Raw genomic sequence first — 18,979 nt, forward strand, 5'->3', positions numbered from 1 at the left:
ATACTGTTAACTGTTAATTGTTAGATTGTTAGATTGTTAAATCTCACCCAACATCTTATGAACAGTGTTAAGCAATAAAGTAACACCATTTTTAAACTGATCTTCTTTAGGAAGCAAAGACAGCGCTAAATAGCCATTATTTGGCATATCAAAGTAGTAACCAGGCTGCGAAACAAGCTTATAGTCTTTAATTAAGCGCAAAGCTAACAAGTCATCATCTAGGCAAGACGGAACGCGCAATAAAATATTCCACCCGCCTTCTGCGCGCAATGCGCTAACGCAACAATTTGGATAGTTTTCCAACATTTTTCTAAGCGTTTTAAGATTAGACCTAACTCTATTTTGAACAATCGCAGTTTGCTCTTTAGCGCATTGCAATAATTCTGGAATTCTTTCCGAAACAGTTGCACCAATCGGAAGAAAATCATCTGCAATAACGTCAAGTCGTTTCATTGCTTCTTGCACATCTTCGATTGGTCCAGAAACCTCAATCCAACCAACTTTTGCATGTGGAGCTGCAAGCATTTTGGAGAATCCATCTAAAGCAAAAATAAGCGTGGAGCAATCACCAGCAAGCCTTGAATTTCCATTAAAAGGCTCTAAAGAGTAGTCGTAGAAAACCTCATCCGCAATAATCGCAACGTTGTTTTTATTGCATAAACTCAACAATTGCACTCTTTCTTCTGGCTTAATGTAAGAGCCTGTGGGATTATTTGGATTTATTAAAACAAGAGCACGAATGCGATTATCTGCATTCTCTAAAAGTTCTTTAACCTTTGCAACATCTATAGTCCAAGAACCGTCGTAAACAAGCGGATAAGGTATTGATTTTACGCCCTGAAGCCTTGCAATAGATTCAATAAGAGGATACCCAGGAGTAGGCGCTAAAACAGAATCACCACAATCGCACATTAGCATCATAAGCCATGCATATGCTTGAGAAGTGGACGATAATACGTATAGATTATTTGGATTAAGAGCATTAGCCGAATTGCATTTTTGGCTTGCTATATTCTGGCTTTCAATATTTTGACTTACTCGATTATCTCTAGTATTTATAAAGTTTGCAAGAATGCGTCTAACTTCGATTGGCCCTCTAGGATCCGCAGTATATTTGGAGCTTAAACATTTTGGAGCAAGCCCATGAACCGTTGGATTTGAATCGTTAAGTTTTGTTAGTTTAATGCCTTTAGATGCGGCGGCACGCTGAGCCAGAATAATCGGATTTGGCTCACTTACATCAACTCTAGAAGAAAATCGCACTTGACTACACTAGCGCATTGCATAAACCAACTAAAGCAATAAACAAATAGTCATACCAATATGCACAAAATTCGCAACAAGTATAGAAAAGCGCTGGATACAAATAAAGCATCCAGCGCAAATCAGAATAAAATCTTAGTTATTCTTTTGCTGCATTGCATAATATGCTGCACCAATAATGCCAGCTTCGTTATGCAAAGATGCAACAACAATAGGAGTCTTAATGTCGATATGCGGCAAGAACTTCTCGCTAACGCGGCTAACGCCACCGCCAACAACAAACAAGTCTGGGTTAAAGTACTTTTCCATTAAGCCATAATACTTAGTTAAGCGCTTAGCCCACTTTTTATAGCCCATATCCAACTTTTCACGCACAGAAGAAGCAGCATACTTTTCTGCGTCTCCCTTGCCTTTTTCTAGCTGAATATGACCAAGTTCTGTGTTTGGAATAAGAACGCCATTGTAAATTAACGCGGTGCCAATTCCAGTACCAAGAGTGGTAGCAATAACTAAACCATCTTTATCTTTTGCGGCTCCAAAATGCTGTTCCGCAAGACCAGCAGCATCAGCATCGTTAACAACGGTAACAGGGCGACCGCAAGCTTCGCTGAATACTTCTGTAACATCCACACCAATCCAAGACTGATCAAGATTTGCCATAAACTCAAGCTTCTTGCCAGGTTTAATAGGAGCTGGGAAAGCAATGCCAACAGGAACATCTGCAGGCACTTCAAAATGCTCGAGCTGCTGACGAACAATATCTGCAACAGCTCGAGGTGTGGAAACTGCTGGAGTGAGAATCTTGTAACGAGGTTCTGCAAATTCGCCTTTTTCCAAATTTACTGGTGCAGCTTTAATGCCAGAACCACCAATATCTACGCCAAATGCTTGTGCAGTGTCAATCATCGTTAACACTCCCCTCTGAATGTCGGACAATGGGATATCACGTTCATTCTACAATATTGTTAAAGCGACACGCTTATATATTAACTATTTAATGATAACGATTGCATAAATGTTTTTCTCAAAATTAAAGCTTTAATATTAAAAATCATGCAAACAATTGCTAAAATTTTTAACTCTAATCTATCGCAAATAGTTTTGAAGTTCTTTATTTATTAAACCGTTTGAGGCAATAACGTCGTTTTCGCGTCTCCAGTGGATTGAGTCACCATTCCATTGTCGAACATGACCTTGAGCCTCTTTAACAACAACAGCACCAGCAGAAACGCCTGGAATATCCCAGCTATGAAGATGCGGCTCAAAATAGGCGTCATAAGTGCCATCCGCAACCTTGCATAAGTCAAGAGAAGCTGGTCCAATGCGCTTAATATCTGCTGGACATTCTTCTTCAAGCGAAGAAACAACATCCAAAGCTCTTTTAGACTCGCCTGGAATATAAGACATTCCGTAGCAAACAACCGAACCGTGCAAAGTTGATGTTGTAGAAGGTGTGATTTTCTCACGCTTTTCTCCATTAAGAGTTTTGCGAATTCGAATAGCACCCTGACCCTTAGCAGCCAAATAGGTAAGACCAAGAGCAGGAGCATGAACAACTCCAAGAATTGGCCTTGCAGAGCCTTGATCGTTAAACTCAAAAAGCGAAACAGTTAGAGTCCACTCTGCCATATCTCGATTAAAGTTAAGAGCGCCGTCAATACTGCCAACACACCAAAAACGATCTCCCACATTACATTCATCTGGACGATTACGCCAGAATCCTTGGAAGGGGTTTATGTAAGTAAGACGATTTTCAATGAATCGCACAAGTTTATCTCCAAAACCTGAATCAGCCTGATTAGGATCCCCCAAAACCATCATGCTTGCCATATCTCTAGGATTTAATTGGTCTTGATACGCGTGCTTGCCAACATCTTCCAAAATTCTAGCGACTTCAAGAGCAACATCGCGTAAATTCATACCTGCCATACTTTTCTCACCTCTTTGCTTTTTCCACAGTATTTACGTTCTTTAATATATTCATAAAATCTGCAACTATTTTACTCAACTAATCAAATTAAACCAAACTTCTACACGAAATATTCCAATAAAATCAATAAACTTTCACATTTAATATTTAATATAAGTTTTATAGAAAAGATTCACATGCAAAAACGCATAGCAAAACAAATTTCTAAATTCTTAAACCAGCCTTAAAATTAATTAATAAACCTAACATCTCTCTTAGAAGACTATAACATGACTAAAGTACCAGACTTAAAAAAACAAAACGTAATTAACGCTCCTTTGCTAAAAAAACCAGGGATTCTTGTTTTAGATGTAGACGCAACTCTTATAGAAGAAGAGGTTATAGATTTATTAGGAGATATTGCTGGCGTCGGCTCTGATTTAGCATACATAACGTCTAGAGCAATGCAAGGAAAAATGGACTTTAACACTTCCCTAAAGCTAAGAGTTTCTATGCTTAAAGGTCTTGACTATTCTTGCGTTAAACAAGTTGCGCAAAATATTCACACAACAAATGGAGCTAAAAAACTTATAGATACACTACATTCTTTTGGGTGGAAAGTAGGAGCTGTTAGTGGCGGATTTAAGCAAGTTTTAGACGATTTTTTGCCAAAATTAAACATAGACTTTTGGGTTGCAAACAATCTGGAAATCGTGGATTCTAAACTAAGCGGAAAAGTTATTGATCCAATAGTAAATCGTCAATATAAAGCAAAAGCATTGATTAGTTGGGCGCACAAAAACAATATTGACATTAGCCAAAGCGTTGCAATCGGAGACGGCGCTAACGACATTGACATGATTAAAACGGCAAGGCTAGGTGTTGCATTTTGCGCAAAACAGTTATTAAAGAGTCAAGCTAAAGCTAGTATAGATACGCGAGACCTAAGCCTAGTTTTAGATTTACTAAACTAGCATTTAGTCACTAACATTTAGTTTAAGTAGGATTCGCTATTTAAATGCGCTCCTCTTGCCCAGTCCGCCGCCTTCATAGCTTTTTTACCTTGCGCTTTAACTTCTAAAAGCTCAATAGCTCCGCTTAAACATCCAACCCAAACATTGTGCTTTTTTGCAAGAATCTGCCCAGGTTTAAGCTCATTTAGACTATGCAATTCAATATCTTCATCTTTTGCTAATGCGCAAGAAAGAACGTGCAAACTGCTTGTTTTTAAATCGCCAGAATCAACATGAAGATTGCACCAAGCTCCAGGATTTGGCGTGCAAGCACGAATCTGCCTATCGATTGCAAATGCTGGAATATCAAAACGAATATGAGCATCTTCAACGGTGATTTTTTGCGCGATTTGGCAAGGTGTAGGATCTTGCTCAACAGGAACGATTTGGCCAGATTCCATTCCAATAAGAGCAGAACAAAGAAGATTTGCACCATCATTGCTTAATCTAGTTAGCAAATCGCCAGCGGTTTCGCGCTCGCCAATCTCGGTAGTCATTTGTGCAAGAATAGGACCTTCATCCATTCCGCGCGTAATCTTAAAAACCGTAGCACCAGTAATGTCATCTCCAGCCCATATTGCGCGCTGAACAGGAGCAGCCCCTCGCCACTGCGGGAGAATCGAAAAATGCAAATTGTACCATCCAAGATCAAGAGCATCTAAAACAGATTGGCGAAGAATCTTTCCATAAGCAACAACGGCCGCAACCCTTGCGCCAGTAGCTTTTAAAGCACTAATGCATTCTTGCTCGTTACTAGGATTAACCTCTAAAACAGGAATACCAAGCTCAATCGCAGCTTTTTTAACAGCACTAGGAACAAGCTTTCTGCCTCTACCAGTTGGAGCGTCCGGACGAGTTAAAACAGCTCGAACATCAAAATGCTCTTTGTCTTGAGCCAAAGCGCGCAACGGAGCAACAGCAACATCTGGAGTTCCAGCAAATAAAATAGGCAATACCATAAGCTAACCCCTTAAAATCCTAAAATCCTAAAATCCTAAAATCTAGCAACCTTTAAAATCCTAGCAAAAAGCATCTTTTAGTTTGCTAAAGAATCCTTTTTTATTACTAGCTGACTCTGCAATAGCATGTTGCTTTACTTCACTAACTTTTCCATCGTGCAAGTTTGCAAACTTTTCAATCAAACTACGCTCTTCTTCGCTAAGCTTTGTTGGAATATCAACAAGAACGTGAACAATAAGATTACCGCGATCTTTGCTTCCAAAAACAGTAACACCCAAATCGTAAAGAGGAATCGTGTCTTCGTTTTGAGTTCCAGCAGGAATTTCAACGCTCTTTTTTCCGTCAAAAGTATCAATATCCACATTGTGGCCAAGCACAGCCCAGCTCATAGGAACATTAATCCAGCAGTGTAAATCGTTCAGATCCCTGGTAAATTGCTCATCTTTTCGAACTCGAACGTCAACATATAAATCGCCAGCAGGGCCGCCACATTCGCCTATTGCTCCTTGAGACGCAAGTCGCAAGCGAGAATTGTCTTTAATTCCAGCAGGAATATTAATACCAACTTCTCTAGAAGTACGAACGCGACCGTGACCGTGGCAATTTGGACAAACATTTTTAATGATTGTTCCGTGCCCTTCGCACGCGCGGCAAGGCTCCGAAGACATCATTTGACCAAACATTGTGTGCGTAACTCGCTGCACAAAGCCAGCGCCCTTACACTCTGGGCAAGGTGTAGGATCTGTTTTATCTGCCGAACCTTTTCCTGCACAATCTTGGCAAAGACCAAAAGTAACAACATGAACCTTAGCATTTCCGCCAAAAACAACAGTTTTAAGATCAACCTTAACTTCTGTTAGCGAATCTTCACCACGATTAACGCGCGGAATAGGAGATCCAGCATTAGCACCAAAAGACCCAGAGAAGAACTGGTTTAGAATATCTCCCATATCCATATTCATATTGGCGTACGCGCCAGCGCCAGCACCCGCGCCCGATGCCGATAGATTGTTTGGATCCACGCCCATATCTACCATTTTGCGTTTTTCTGGATTAGATAAAACGTCGTAGGCAGCATTAACTTCCTTAAACTTGTCTTCAAACTCAGGTCCTGCAATATCTGGATGATATTTTCTACTTAACTTTCTATAGGCCTTGCGAATCTCGTCGTCGCTAGCGTTAGAATCAACACCTAAAATCTTGTAATAGTCAGTCACTTAACTCCCCTTTTATGTTCTAAAATCATTTTTGCATAAGGCACAGCCAGCCAATTTTTATGAATTTGTTTTTATGAATTTTCAGATATAAACGCATTAAGATACTTTGCTACAGCTTTAACAGCCGTCATTGTTGCCGCGTAATCCATGTGAGTAGGGCCGATTGACCCAATAAACGCAGAATCGGAATCCGAATTGTAGCCATAAGTGCTTGTTACAACAGAAGCATTTAAAAGACCAGGCGTGTGAGTCTCCGAGCCTATTGCAACACTAACGCCGCTTGCGCAATCGTTTGCTTCCTCACTTAGCGAAGTCATAAGTCGCATAATAACAGCTTGCTCTTCTAGAGCATCGAAAAGAGACGCAAAATCGCCAATATTTTGTCTATGCGCAAGTTGAGAAGCTCCAGCCATGTACAAATCGTGAGAATGCTCGCCATTATGCATATCTTCTAACGCGTTAGCAAGTTGACTAATAATTTGCAAAGCAGAAGCCAAATCCTGGCGATTTGCTAGAGAATAAACACGTTTTGCAGCATCAAGAAGAGATAATCCAATGCAAGCATCGTTAACCATATTAGTTAGATGCAATAAATCATCTGAATTTATGTTTGACGCTTGAATTATATGTTGCGCAACGCCTCCAGCGTCTGTAATTACAACAACTAGAAGAGTTGAAGACGATACTTGAACAATCTCAATTCTTTTTACTTTTGACTTCGACAACGCAGGAGATGCCACTAGCGCAACCTGACCAGTTATGCTTGCAAGAAGTCGCGCTGAGCGTTGTAGAGTGTCTTGTAAACTAACAGATCCACTTAAAAACGTGCGAATCCCTCGTCTTTGCGCATTAGAAAGTGGAATTAGTGCGGCTAGGCCATCAACAAAATACCTGTATCCTTTTTCTGTAGGAATCCTGCCGGCAGAAGTATGCGGCTGAATCAAGTAACCTTCTTCTTCTAGAAGAGACATATCGTTGCGAATCGTTGCAGAGCTGACGCCCAATTTGTGATTTTTAGCCAAAGACGCAGAACCAACAGGCTCATGTGAACGAATATAATCTTCAACAACCGCACGCAGTATCATCATGCGCCGTGATTGCATTGATTCTCCTTTATTAAAACCTTTAAACCCGATTAAACAACACTAATCGTTTATTAATTCACTGCTAACCATTATATATGTCAAAATAATATGTGATTAAGTATTATTAAGTATTTTTTAATCAGTCACTTTTAATAAGTCACTTTTACAGAACAACAGCTAACTATAAATATAAACTTTTGTTAACTTTTGACACACTTTGTTAAAAGTTCGTCTGATATAAAAGATAGGATTAAAGGGCAATGTGAGGGTAATGGCCAGCGCAAGCTGTGCGCAAAAACCCGAATTATTGGAAGGAAAGTAGATCACATGACCGATTTCAACTGGTCTGCATTAGACGAGCGCGCCGTAAAGATGGCGAAGGTTCTCTCGGCTGATGCTGTTGAGCGAGCAGGACACGGACATCCTGGCTCCCCTGTTTCATTGGCACCAATTGCGTACACCTTGTACCAGCACTTTATTAAGCACGATCCTGCCGACCCAAAGTGGGCTGGCCGCGATCGCTTTATTCTTTCTGGCGGTCACGCTTCGCTTACGCAATACTTGCAATTGTTCTTCTCTGGTTACGGCTTGACTCTTGACGATCTCAAGTATTTCCGTGGCGGTGCAGACACGCGTACTCCAGGCCACCCAGAATATGGCTTAACTCCAGGCATCGAAATGACTACTGGCCCACTTGGTCAGGGTCTTGCTTCTGCTGTTGGCTTTGCTTATGGTCAGCGCTTTGAGCGCGGTCTTCTTGACCCAGAAGCTCCAGCTGGCACTTCCCCATTTGACCACAAGGTTTGGGTTATTTGCGGTGAAGGCGACGTTGAGGAAGGCGTTTCTTCCGAAGCTGCTTCTTTGGCTGGAAACCAGAAGCTTGGCAATTTGACTGTTATTTTCGATGCAAACCACATTCAGATTGAAGGCGATACAAAGCTTACCTTCTCTGAAGATATTCTTGCTCGCTACCGTGCATACGGTTGGTACACCGATGAAGTTAGCTTCATTCAGCCAGACGGCTCATACAAGGAAGACGTTCAGGCTTTGGCTGCTGCTATTGAAAAGGCTCAGGAAGTTACCGATAAGCCTCACTTCATTAAGGTTAATACTTTGATTGCTTGGCCAACCCCAGGTAAAACCGACAACGAAGCTTCCCACGGCTCTAAGCTTGGCGAAGAAGCTGTTAAGGGCTTGAAGGAACTTTGCGGTTTCGATCCAGAAGTTTCGTTCCCAATCGACGAAGAAGCTTTGGCTCACGCTCGCAAGGTTGCCGAGCGCGGTTTGGCTGCTCACAAGGCTTGGGATGAAGCTCTTGCAAAGTGGGCTGCTGCAAACCCAGATAAGGCTGCTCTCTACGATCGTCTTAAGGCTGGCAAGCTTCCAGAAGGCTTCGACAAGGCCATTGACGACTTGGTTGCTGGCTTCGAAGTTGGATCTAAGGTTGCTACCCGTAAGGCTTCTGGCGCAGTTCTTAACGCAATTGCTGCTGTTATGCCAGAACTTTGGGGCGGTTCTGCTGATTTGGGCGGCTCCAACAACACCAACATTAAGGGCGCTGACTCCTTCGGCCCATCCGAGGATGCAACCCGCACTTGGCCAAACGTTTCCGAGTACGGTCGCCAGCTTCACTTTGGTGTGCGTGAGTTTGCAATGGGTGCAATTACCAATGGCATTTTGCTTGGTTCTAACACTCGCCCATTCAACGGCACCTTCTTCCAGTTCTCTGACTACGAGCGCCCAGCAGTTCGCTTGGCTGCTTTGATGGAGATTCCAAACCTCTACGTTTGGACTCACGATTCCGTAGCCTTGGGCGAAGATGGTCCAACTCACCAGCCAATCGAACACTTGGCTGCTTTCCGCGCTATTCCTCAGCTTGAGGTTGTGCGCCCTGCAGATGAGTACGAGACTGCTGAAGCTTACCGTTACTTCTTCGAGAAGAAGAACAACTACCCAACCGCTATGATTTTGACTCGCCAGGGCGTTCCAACTCTTGCAGAAACTGCTAAGAAGGCTCGCGAAGGCGTAAAGCATGGCGCTTACGTTTTGGTTGATTGCGAAGGCACTCCAGACGTAATCATTATGGCTACTGGCTCCGAAGTTCAGTGGGCTGTTGCTGCTGCCAAGACTTTGGCTGGCGAAGGCATTAAGGCTCGTGTTCTTTCTGTGCCATCTCTCGAATGGTTCGAAGAGCAAGACGAAGAGTACAAGGAAGCAATCCTTCCAAAGTCTGTTAAGGCTCGCGTTTCCATCGAAGCTGGCTTGGCATTGCCTTGGTACAAGTATCTTGGCGATTGCGGCAAGGCTGTTTCTATCGAACAGTACGGCTTGCAGGGCGATGGCGGTCAGAACATGATCGACTTGGGCATTACTGCTGAGCACGTAGTAGAAGCTGCTAAGGCTTCTATCGAAGAAGCACGCGCTTAAGTAATAATAAAAAAAAACTTGGTTCAAATATCTTTTTGCAATCACAAAAAGATATGAATCATAAAACTCGAAGTGTTTAACACTTCACTGGAAACAGCAAAGGCGTGTTGATGCTAAGCTACAGTTGGTTTAGCATCAACCGCTGTTTCCTGTAAAACGCCAACACTACCAACGTGTTCCAATTGGTGGAGCACAGTGTTAAGGAGATAACATGACTGAAGCAACGCAGCGCACTAGCGATTCCGGCGTTTCTATTTGGTTGGACGATTTGTCCCGTACCCGCATTGAGTCTGGCTCTTTGCAGGATCTTATTGCTAACAAGAATGTTGTTGGTGTTACTACCAACCCATCTATCTTCCAGAAGGCTTTGAGCCAGGTTGGCCCATACGACGCACAGCTTAAGGAACTCGGCAAGGTTGACGTTGAGACCGCTATTCGCGAGTTGACCACCACCGACGTTCGTAACGCAACCGATATCTTCCGTGAGATTGCAGAAAAGACCGATTTCGTTGACGGCCGCGTTTCCATCGAAGTTGATCCACGCTTGGCTCACGATACTGCTAACACCGAGAAGCAGGCGGAAGAGCTTTGGGCAAAGGTTGATCGTCCAAACGTTATGATCAAGATTCCTGCAACTTTGGAAGGTCTTCCAGCTATCACCGCTACCCTCGCTAAGGGTATCTCCGTGAACGTAACCTTGATCTTCTCCCTCGAGCGCTACGAGCAGGTTATCGACGCCTTCATCGAAGGTATTGCTCAGGCTGCTGCTAACGGCCACGACTTGAAGCACATTGGTTCCGTAGCTTCCTTCTTCGTCTCCCGCGTCGATTCCGCTGTTGACAAGCTCCTCGAAGCTAACGGTTCTGCTGAAGCTAAGGCTCTTGAAGGCAAGGCTGCTGTTGCTAACGCTCGCTTGGCTTACGAACTCTTCGAGAAGAAGTTCGCTGCCGACCCACGTTGGGCTGAGCTTGAGGCCAAGGGTGCTAAGAAGCAGCGTCCACTTTGGGCTTCTACTGGCACCAAGAACGCAGCTTACTCCGATTGCAAGTACGTTGACGAGTTGGTTGCTGAGCATGTTGTTAACACCATGCCAGAGAAGACTTTGAACGCTCTTGCTGATCACGGCAACGGTGCTGCTTCCATTAAGGGCACTTACGAAGAGAGCCATGTTGTTATGAACAAGCTTGCTGAGCTTGGCATCAACATCAAGGACGTTACCGACAAGCTTGAGGCTGACGGTGTTGCCGCCTTCATCAAGTCTTGGGATTCCGTGATTGCAGACGTACAGTCTGGCATCGATCGCGTAAACGCCTGATTTGCTTAATCACTAAATAACTAGCAAACCGCACATGAACGTGGATTAATTTCCACACATGTGCGGTTTTTGTTGTTTTGCGTTTTTATCAATCGCAATAAAAAGCTACCCAGTGTTATTTTCTAAGCTAATTAATTGAGAAAGGCAGACAGTGTAGTTCTGTCTCTTTTCACTTAGAATTTTTTAATTGGCAGAAATATATACCTGATGGATAGGTATGTGTTCCTGCCTATTTTTATGCAATTTTTCAAAACAATAAAAAGAACATTATTAGATTAATAAGGAGGATTTATGAAAAATACGAAAAAATGCCCAAAGTGTGGGGGAAGTGAAATTATATTTGTGCCTGGATCTGCTGTGGCTTATGGGACTGGAAATAATGTTATGACTGGCCATACAATTATGTCGGCAGTACCTGTTGATAGGTATATTTGCACTGCCTGTGGTTTTAGCGAGGAGTGGATTGACCTTGATAATATGGATAAATTAAAAAAGAAATATGATGAGATTTAAATGAGATTTACTTTTATATGAGGGTGGGATAGATGATTAATAAACCAAATGTGCCAATTTGCTTTGTAAATCTTTATTTCAGCTGCCTTTCTCACAATTTTCGTGTCTGTGGCATCCCAATAGTAAATTTTAGCATGCGTTTCATCTTGATATTCTTTTAGAACTTTATTGAATTCCTGACATGCTCCACAGCCTGAACTACCAAAATAGAGCACTTCTCCAGTTTTAAGATTTGAGATATTATTCTCCTGTAATATTGAAAATGAGGGTCTTAAGCCACTCAAATGAATATATGCAATAAAACCAACGAATAACATTATGACAATAGCTGGAAGTATACGAGATACTACACTTTTAATAACTCAGTACTCCTTTTTCGTAAATTGTAATAACGACAATAGGAAAAACATAACAATATACATTAGAGCAATAATACAAGTTGCAGACGTAAGAGCGGTGAACGAGTCTGGTGATAAATAATAAAATATCTGAAAAGAATACACGGATGTTTGAGACAATATTATGTTTATTAAATTCGGCAATATCCATAATAATATAAAGGAAAGAATCATTGTAACACCAACTTTTTCAAAATATATCAACAGATTCATATTTATAGCAATATACAAAAGGAAAATTATCGGATATACGAGCAGTTGATGCATAACTATCCCTAGAGACGAGTATTTTAGTGACAAAAATACCAAATTTACGACTAGATAAATGCTTACGTATTCACCATATATAAAACACAATAATTTAATCCTATTAGGAATATACTCTAAATAATGATGAATAATTTTCTTCTCTTGCCATTCACCAATTGATAATATCTGATATAGGCTTAAAAATAGTATAGTTATCGTTGAAAAGAATTTATATTGTGATAAAAATGCACCTCTTTTAGCTTGAAATACTATAAACACGCAACATGCCAAATACAAAACAAAAGACAATAAGAAAAGCTTCTGATGACTAAACTTAATAATTTCTGATTTTATATAGTACTTCATCATCATCTTCCTCCAACATAAAATCTTTAATATCATGCGTAATATCACTGTATTCCACGATTTGTACCCCATGCTCAATCAGCAATTTAAGAACCTTGGCAATATCCTCTCTAGGCAATTTAATTCTAAAAGTTGATTCTTTGTTATCTTTGCTACGACAAAAAACCTCATATCTGTTAGAAAGCAATTCACTAATATCCACACCATTTACAACAATCACATTATAAATTCTTAGATTATCATTAAAATTAACAATTTTTTGAATTTTCCCTTTTTTTAAATACCATACAATATCAGCAATTTCACCTAACTCATCTAATATATGACTTGAAATTACAAGGCTTTTACCTTGTGAGCGCAATGACAAGATAGTGTCTTTTAACTGCTTTATAGTAAGAACATCTAATCCATTGAAAGGTTCATCAAGAAGAATAATTTCACTATTTGAGAGCAATATCCTAGCAATATTTAATTTTTGCTTCATACCTAGCGACAATTGTTTAAACTTTTTATTTTTTGCTTCGTCGAGACTCACCTGATGCAATAATTTATCACAATTAAAGTCTTTTCTCCCCATCAAAGCAGCAAACACTCTAAGATTATCCTGTACAGAAAATTCGTCATAAAAAGATGGATTCTCAATAGCAAATGAAAGTGAACCGTCCAATTCAATATTGCCTTGATAATCAACTATCAAATGTGCAATGCACTTCATTAAAGTGGTTTTTCCTGAACCATTATTGCCTACTAACGCAATAATTTGCCCAGCACTGCTTTCCAAAGAAATGTCATCTAAAACGACTTTTCCCCCATATGATTTTTTCAAATGAGATATCTTCATAAGATTACCTCTTAACAAATGAAACTAAAAATTCCTGATCTCCTTTTACAGAAATCTTACTATCTTCATCAATAAAAATTTTAGGACTCTCTTCGTAGATAACAGCATTTTTAACATTTCCTGGCTGTTTCTGAGCACGCACAAAAAGAGCATCATCAAGCTTGTACAGCTTTCCAGCAAAGCGTATCTCTCCTTTGCCTCTCTTTGCATAAATAGCATACACTCCTGGCTTTAACGATAAGTTATCGTTATTTTTATAATCTCCTGAAACTAGTGTTGGCAAATCATCACGAATCATACCCAAACGAAGATTATTTGTCTTATACCCTACATACAGTAGACTGATAAGGCCTAGGATTATTATGGCAGCTGCAAATATCCATTTTTTGCTTTTCATTTCTTAATCACTTCCAAATCTATTATTTCATCAGCAATTTTATCGAACATTGCATCATGAGTAACAATAAAAATCATCGCAGTCTTTTTTAACTCCAAGACTTTGTCTATAAAAATCTTCATTGTTTCAAAACCTCTTCAATATTAAACAAAGATAAACCTTGCTCAATATCTAAACTAGAAACAACCGATTTAAAACTTCTTTCATTAAATCTATGATAATTTTCTAGCAATGATTTGATAACTGCAATACCGCAATCTGAAGTCAAATTTTGCATATTATGAGGATAAGCCACCATCTATTGAGCTCCTCAAAGTTTCAAGGCGTGGAGGCTATCATAGCCTCCACGCTACAGATTTAATCACAAATGTTAAAAAGCATCATACAATCAAATCAATTTTCTCAAATACTAAATTACGCAAATAGATTACAATTAGAACACTATAATGAGACTAACCTAATATACTGTTGTAATGAAATCTGGTAATATAATCATATGCAGAACTAGAGAATCATCCCCAGCAGATGAAACCCCAGACAACGCACATCCATCCAGCTCTAATCGAACGAGATTCTTCTAGCGTTAGCTCCTTCATAATAATCATCTCTTCTCTTTCAGGTAAAAACCTCCTATAGAGCTAAATCCGCAACATCATAAACGAATGTTGCATTCTCAACTCTCACCATAATTGTAAAGCATTTATGATGTCTTGTTAATACACTGTAACGAAAATGTTATAGCACATATATACCAGATATTTCCACCAACTTTCATCATGGAATTCATGTAATTATCGCGAATTATGTATGATTTTGAAGATAAAATTCACATGAAAATATGCAGACTATCCTCTATTACGATTGCTCATTTTTCTCAATTATCGGGTTATAGACCAAAAATAAGGTACGACCACACCTTATATGTGAAATCTTACCTTATTTTTGTTTTATGACTTCAATTTCCCACTTCACAAGGTGGGTGCACTTTTTAACGATATGAAAAGCTATCGTTAAAAAGTTTGCCAATTATTAACAAATCCCAAATGCTTCAAATCCACTAACGGATATTTATCAATTATCTTTGATAACTTACTAGAAAATTCCTTGTAATGTTCATTTTCAGCTAATACTTTAAGATTAAGAATACTAGCAAAAATAGTATTATTCGATACGCCTTTCTTTAAATACTCTTTATATAATTTTGGTGTCTTAGTTAATTTTGAACCATATAATCTACCATAGTGAGCACAAATATTTCTAACATAAGCTAAATTTTCAATCCATGACTCTAAATAAACGTAATCAACGCCAAACGTCGTTGCAATTGCTTTTTTATCATCATTCTTCATATTCTTATACATTTTAGAAAGAGTACCAAAACTCGCTACTTCAATAGCAGCATATAAAGGAATTTCCCCTCCCTCATAATTATCCTTAAAATTACGTATAAAAGGCGATTTCCTATTCCTATTAATTTCTCTTTCTAATTCATCTAAAGTATTCTTCTGATAATTATTTTTCGCATAATTATTAAGATTCTTATAACCAAAATTCCCATATTCTAAAGAATAATAATTTGTGATTACAGCTCTTAAATAAACTTCTATATGCTCTATCAACGAAAATAAAATATGACGAAACTCCATATCAAATAGATATAACTCGACTATATTCTCAAAAGTAGTACCTTCTACGTATCTACCATTTTCTTTTAGAGTTATACTATATGCTTTAATGAGGCGATAGTAAGAAACCCTATTAAGTACATCTTTAGCATAACTTATATCTTTTATCTCTAATCCCAAAGACACTAAATTTTCTATTTGCTTATCAATACTTATAGGAGGTTGATAGGATTTCTTCATATTTCTCTCCTCAAAAATCAAAAGACCCGACTTGGTCCGCATTGTTAAGAGGCGCGTCGGGTACTGTTATTTACATATGCTACACCAATGAGAGTATTTTATTAAATCTTTCAAACTAGCACAAATTTTTTCTTCTAACAAGATTATTTAGTCTTACACTCACCTTTATGAACACAAACAAACGTCAGACCGAAAACGCAAACTATCACAGCACACTAAATATCTTGCCCTTTATGAGTTGATGACATGTATTTTACGCAACGCGCTTTCCAATCATCCTCACCAACGCAAGCAAATGCATCCGTTACAGCCTGCAAACCTAAACTTTTAACATACTTACAAGCAACACTAAAACTATTATCAATGCTAATCTCTTCATTTACCAGCAAACTATACTTTGCATACACGGAAGGAACAGCAGAGCCAATATCATCAAATAGAAAAGGATTCATATCGCTTAAAAATGAAGCCAATTCTTCACTTTTATTTTCTTTCCAATAATGATTTAACGCGTAATAAATCATAGAAAACAATTCAAACTTATTCACAACTATTCCTCCCACGGATCATTATTTAATCCCGTCCTATCATGCCATTGTCTTGGAATACTATTTTTCCCACCCTCATTTATCACTTGGTTCTGATGTCGAACCCAATCCTGAGTACCATCTACGTTAATCCTAGTATGCCAATCGTTACCATACATGTCTTTACCAACATGAAAATGCTCATCGTTTGCCAATTCAGTTAGCATCTTCCTATTTTCTGGCGTATCTGGTAGGTGTCCTTCTCTTTCTTCAAAGATATGTTTTATCTGGGAATCATTCTCAGGCAACTTTATCCTTCCCTTAAATTCATCTGGAATATTATCAGGATTATCGCCATACGTTCCCTTATATAAATCGCTCTGTCCTGCCCCCATTAGTTTTTTCTCACTATGCTAGTCCAATCTTCATATTCAACAAATTGAGTTTTCAAATATTTCTCTTTAATTTCATCTGGCATTTTACTATACACAAGAACTACTTCAGGCTCCAATTCTTCCATCATAGAGTTCATACCAGCTTCAAAATAGTATCTGTTAACTCTGTTCTTCAATTGACCATAACTACCAACAGAAACAATTGAGTGCTTCTCAACACCTAAGAATGCGATCTTTTCAGGCAAAAATTTTGTAGTATATGTCCTATCATCACCCCATCTAACACATGGTATTACATAAATACCATGCTTTTGAAAGCAATATCCAATTGCTCTGTTTCTATAAATATTAGTAATCTGAAGCGATAAAGGCATGTCTCGATATATAGAACAATCAGGAGAAATAAATCCCTCATACTGCTTTAAAATTTCAACATATTCATTTGGATGAGCAAGCAAATCACTGAATTCCGTATCATTCTCATATTCACAGACAGCAAACGTTTTTCTGTCAGCCTTGTCAATCTTGCTGAATGGCACAAGTTTATCCGGGATAATAAGATTCTTGGGTTTTTTAATTATTGGAATTTCAAAAATACCATCAAACTCAGCGTCTTTAACAAGTTCTGGATTGCAACCATCAGACAGCAGACCTGCGTTACGCACACCACTATCAACCACTGATTTTTTCTTTGTTTTTCTCTTCTTTTTTGCCATAGTATCCATTCCTCACTTCTCTTATATCCATACTTTTCTTTCTCACAATTAACATAACTAATACTAAAAAGACTCAGCCCTTCTCACCTTTAAGCTAACATCTTTCGTTTTTTCTACAAACTTCCTACTATCAGCCACATGAACAACTCCCTTGTTAAATATCGGATTATAGGCCAAAATCAAAAGACCAGAATTGATCCGCATTGTTAAGATGCACGTCGGGTACTGTTGTCTGCACATGCTACACCAAAGTGAGTATTTTAGCAAACTAACACAAATTTTTCTTTCTAACAAGATTATTTAGTCTTACAATCACATTCACAAACACAAACAAATGTCAGAACGAAAACGCTACAACTAGAATGCACGCATAGTATGTATCAGAAAAACGCTATTCCAATTCAGTACAATTTGTAAAGGAGCGCCACTGATTCTGTATGGATTGAGATAACTCCGAGTATAGCTACACTTTTTTGAGTGCACACTATTGATAGTGGGTGCACTTTTTAACGATAGGAAAAGCTATCGTTAAAAAGTTTAAGATTGGCTTGATAGCTTGGTTTTTGAGTATAAAAACAAAAAAACAGCCTAGAGATTATTCCCCTAGGCTGGATTTTCAACATTTCAAATGTTCACATTCTTTTGGCTTTTACGATGCCCTTTCAATATCCACACTAATCTCTGATTTAAAAGTTACGCTGAACTTGTCCTCGTAAACTTTTATTTTCTTGATGTACTTTCTTACCAGCTTCTCGTCATATTCACTAATATCGTGACGCTCACTTTTCAGAAAATCTTCCATTTCTCTGATTCGTCTTTTAGCATCTTCTTGACCTGCTTTTTCTATAAGAAGCTGCTGTTTCTTAACTTTAAGCTCATCAATCTCATCAGCTATTTTCGTGTAGTCTTTTTTAGCTTTAAGCAAGGTTAGTAGTATCGCTTGTTTGTCTGCAATTTTTCTATCAACCGTTTCAAGCTCGCTTAAGTTGTTGCCCGCGATAATTTCTCTAATATTGTTATTCAACGTATCCAATACTTCATCCGGTATACTAAACACCTTGTTTATGGCTTTCACTGTGGCAGACTGCAGTTCTTCTTCTTTTACTGTCGGAGCATCACAAGCACTAGGACCATTTTCCCATCTGGTACAACAACGCCAGACAACAGAATGCACTCCTCGATTGTTCCAAGCAATTCTTCTGTAAACATCCCCGCATTTAGAACAAACACATAAGCTGGATAAAGCGTACTTACTGGAATAAACTCTCCTTTTTTGTTCTCCTCACCACTAAACATGTTGGCTCGTCTTAACATTTCTTCTTGAACTTTAAAGAAAATATCTCTTGGAATAATCAAAGCGTGGCTATCTTTTACATAATACTGTGGTTCTGTTCCATCATTTTTTATACGAACATGGTTGATAAAATCTATCGTCTTTTTAGTTTAAGAAATTATAAAAAAGCAAAGTACGCTTGACAAAAAAAGCAAAGCGAGCTATACATTATATGTAAAGTGAGCTTGCT

19 protein-coding genes are annotated in these 18,979 nt (G+C 39.0%); 4 read left to right on the plus strand and 15 right to left on the minus strand.

Annotation, left to right across the window (positions count from 1 at the left end):
- Positions 1-36: 36 nt before the first annotated feature.
- The 3 genes from QP420_RS02015 to QP420_RS02025 form a co-directional block, all read right to left on the minus strand.
- Complete coding sequence (locus tag QP420_RS02015) at positions 37-1,263, minus strand: pyridoxal phosphate-dependent aminotransferase (RefSeq protein ID WP_481616407.1); 1,227 nt, start codon at positions 1,261-1,263, stop codon at positions 37-39.
- A 135-nt stretch (positions 1,264-1,398) separates the two neighbouring features.
- Positions 1,399-2,169, minus strand: coding sequence for a polyphosphate--glucose phosphotransferase (ppgK, locus tag QP420_RS02020; protein ID WP_415695929.1), 771 nt, complete (start codon positions 2,167-2,169; stop codon positions 1,399-1,401).
- Positions 2,170-2,349: 180 nt separating this feature from the next.
- Entirely contained in the window at positions 2,350-3,192 is an 843-nt protein-coding gene (locus QP420_RS02025; RefSeq protein ID WP_481616408.1) for an inositol monophosphatase family protein, read from the minus strand.
- Positions 3,193-3,462: 270 nt separating this feature from the next.
- Between QP420_RS02025 and serB the strand changes: the two genes are divergently transcribed.
- The gene (serB, locus tag QP420_RS02030) at positions 3,463-4,146 is read left to right on the plus strand and encodes a phosphoserine phosphatase SerB (protein ID WP_481616409.1); all 684 of its coding nucleotides are present in this window, start codon (positions 3,463-3,465) and stop codon (positions 4,144-4,146) included.
- Between the two features lie 17 nt (positions 4,147-4,163).
- Here serB and fmt read toward each other — a convergent pair whose 3' ends face one another.
- From fmt to hrcA, 3 genes are all read right to left on the minus strand, one after another.
- Positions 4,164-5,144, minus strand: coding sequence for a methionyl-tRNA formyltransferase (gene fmt / locus QP420_RS02035; protein ID WP_481616410.1), 981 nt, complete (start codon positions 5,142-5,144; stop codon positions 4,164-4,166).
- Between the two features lie 60 nt (positions 5,145-5,204).
- The gene (locus tag QP420_RS02040) at positions 5,205-6,362 is read right to left on the minus strand and encodes a DnaJ C-terminal domain-containing protein (RefSeq protein ID WP_481616411.1); all 1,158 of its coding nucleotides are present in this window, start codon (positions 6,360-6,362) and stop codon (positions 5,205-5,207) included.
- 71 nt (positions 6,363-6,433) lie between these two features.
- Positions 6,434-7,450 (minus strand): heat-inducible transcriptional repressor HrcA, encoded by a 1,017-nt coding sequence (gene hrcA, locus QP420_RS02045; RefSeq protein ID WP_481616463.1) that lies wholly within the window; start codon positions 7,448-7,450, stop codon positions 6,434-6,436.
- Between the two features lie 324 nt (positions 7,451-7,774).
- On the opposite strand from hrcA, the gene tkt reads away from it, so the two are divergent.
- The 3 genes from tkt (at position 7,775) to QP420_RS02060 (ending at position 11,702) form a co-directional block, all read left to right on the plus strand.
- Positions 7,775-9,874, plus strand: coding sequence for a transketolase (gene tkt, locus QP420_RS02050; RefSeq protein ID WP_481616412.1), 2,100 nt, complete (start codon positions 7,775-7,777; stop codon positions 9,872-9,874).
- A 211-nt stretch (positions 9,875-10,085) separates the two neighbouring features.
- Positions 10,086-11,189 (plus strand): transaldolase, encoded by a 1,104-nt coding sequence (tal, locus tag QP420_RS02055; protein WP_481616413.1) that lies wholly within the window; start codon positions 10,086-10,088, stop codon positions 11,187-11,189.
- A 291-nt stretch (positions 11,190-11,480) separates the two neighbouring features.
- Complete coding sequence (locus QP420_RS02060) at positions 11,481-11,702, plus strand: hypothetical protein (protein WP_481616414.1); 222 nt, start codon at positions 11,481-11,483, stop codon at positions 11,700-11,702.
- A 362-nt stretch (positions 11,703-12,064) separates the two neighbouring features.
- Here QP420_RS02060 and QP420_RS02065 read toward each other — a convergent pair whose 3' ends face one another.
- The 9 genes from QP420_RS02065 to QP420_RS02105 all read right to left on the minus strand — a co-directional run bounded on the left by QP420_RS02065 (position 12,065) and on the right by QP420_RS02105 (position 18,651).
- Complete coding sequence (locus tag QP420_RS02065; protein ID WP_481616464.1) at positions 12,065-12,715, minus strand: hypothetical protein; 651 nt, start codon at positions 12,713-12,715, stop codon at positions 12,065-12,067.
- Positions 12,684-13,556, minus strand: a complete 873-nt coding sequence (locus tag QP420_RS02070) for an ABC transporter ATP-binding protein (protein WP_481616415.1) — start codon at positions 13,554-13,556, stop codon at positions 12,684-12,686. The genes QP420_RS02065 and QP420_RS02070 overlap by 32 nt, the downstream gene beginning before the upstream one ends.
- Before the next feature lie 4 nt (positions 13,557-13,560).
- Positions 13,561-13,953, minus strand: coding sequence for a hypothetical protein (locus QP420_RS02075; protein ID WP_481616416.1), 393 nt, complete (start codon positions 13,951-13,953; stop codon positions 13,561-13,563).
- Between the two features lie 118 nt (positions 13,954-14,071).
- Positions 14,072-14,251 (minus strand): hypothetical protein, encoded by a 180-nt coding sequence (locus tag QP420_RS02080; RefSeq protein ID WP_205411975.1) that lies wholly within the window; start codon positions 14,249-14,251, stop codon positions 14,072-14,074.
- Between the two features lie 712 nt (positions 14,252-14,963).
- Positions 14,964-15,818 carry an Abi family protein gene (locus QP420_RS02085; RefSeq protein ID WP_415695936.1) on the minus strand — a complete coding sequence of 285 codons (855 nt, stop codon included), beginning with the start codon at positions 15,816-15,818 and terminating at the stop codon, positions 14,964-14,966.
- A gap of 215 nt (positions 15,819-16,033) precedes the next feature.
- The gene (locus QP420_RS02090; RefSeq protein ID WP_415695937.1) at positions 16,034-16,381 is read right to left on the minus strand and encodes a hypothetical protein; all 348 of its coding nucleotides are present in this window, start codon (positions 16,379-16,381) and stop codon (positions 16,034-16,036) included.
- Complete coding sequence (locus QP420_RS02095; RefSeq protein ID WP_004130966.1) at positions 16,369-16,740, minus strand: hypothetical protein; 372 nt, start codon at positions 16,738-16,740, stop codon at positions 16,369-16,371. Before QP420_RS02095 ends, QP420_RS02090 begins: the two co-directional genes overlap by 13 nt.
- Positions 16,740-17,465, minus strand: coding sequence for a DUF4417 domain-containing protein (locus tag QP420_RS02100; protein ID WP_415688513.1), 726 nt, complete (start codon positions 17,463-17,465; stop codon positions 16,740-16,742). Before QP420_RS02100 ends, QP420_RS02095 begins: the two co-directional genes overlap by 1 nt.
- 640 nt (positions 17,466-18,105) lie before the next feature.
- Positions 18,106-18,651 carry a recombinase zinc ribbon domain-containing protein gene (locus QP420_RS02105; protein ID WP_481616465.1) on the minus strand — a complete coding sequence of 182 codons (546 nt, stop codon included), beginning with the start codon at positions 18,649-18,651 and terminating at the stop codon, positions 18,106-18,108.
- Between the last annotated feature and the right edge of the window lie 328 nt (positions 18,652-18,979).

Source organism: Bifidobacterium sp. UMB1197 (assembly GCF_030217745.1).
GTDB lineage: Bacteria > Actinomycetota > Actinomycetes > Actinomycetales > Bifidobacteriaceae > Bifidobacterium > Bifidobacterium vaginale_B.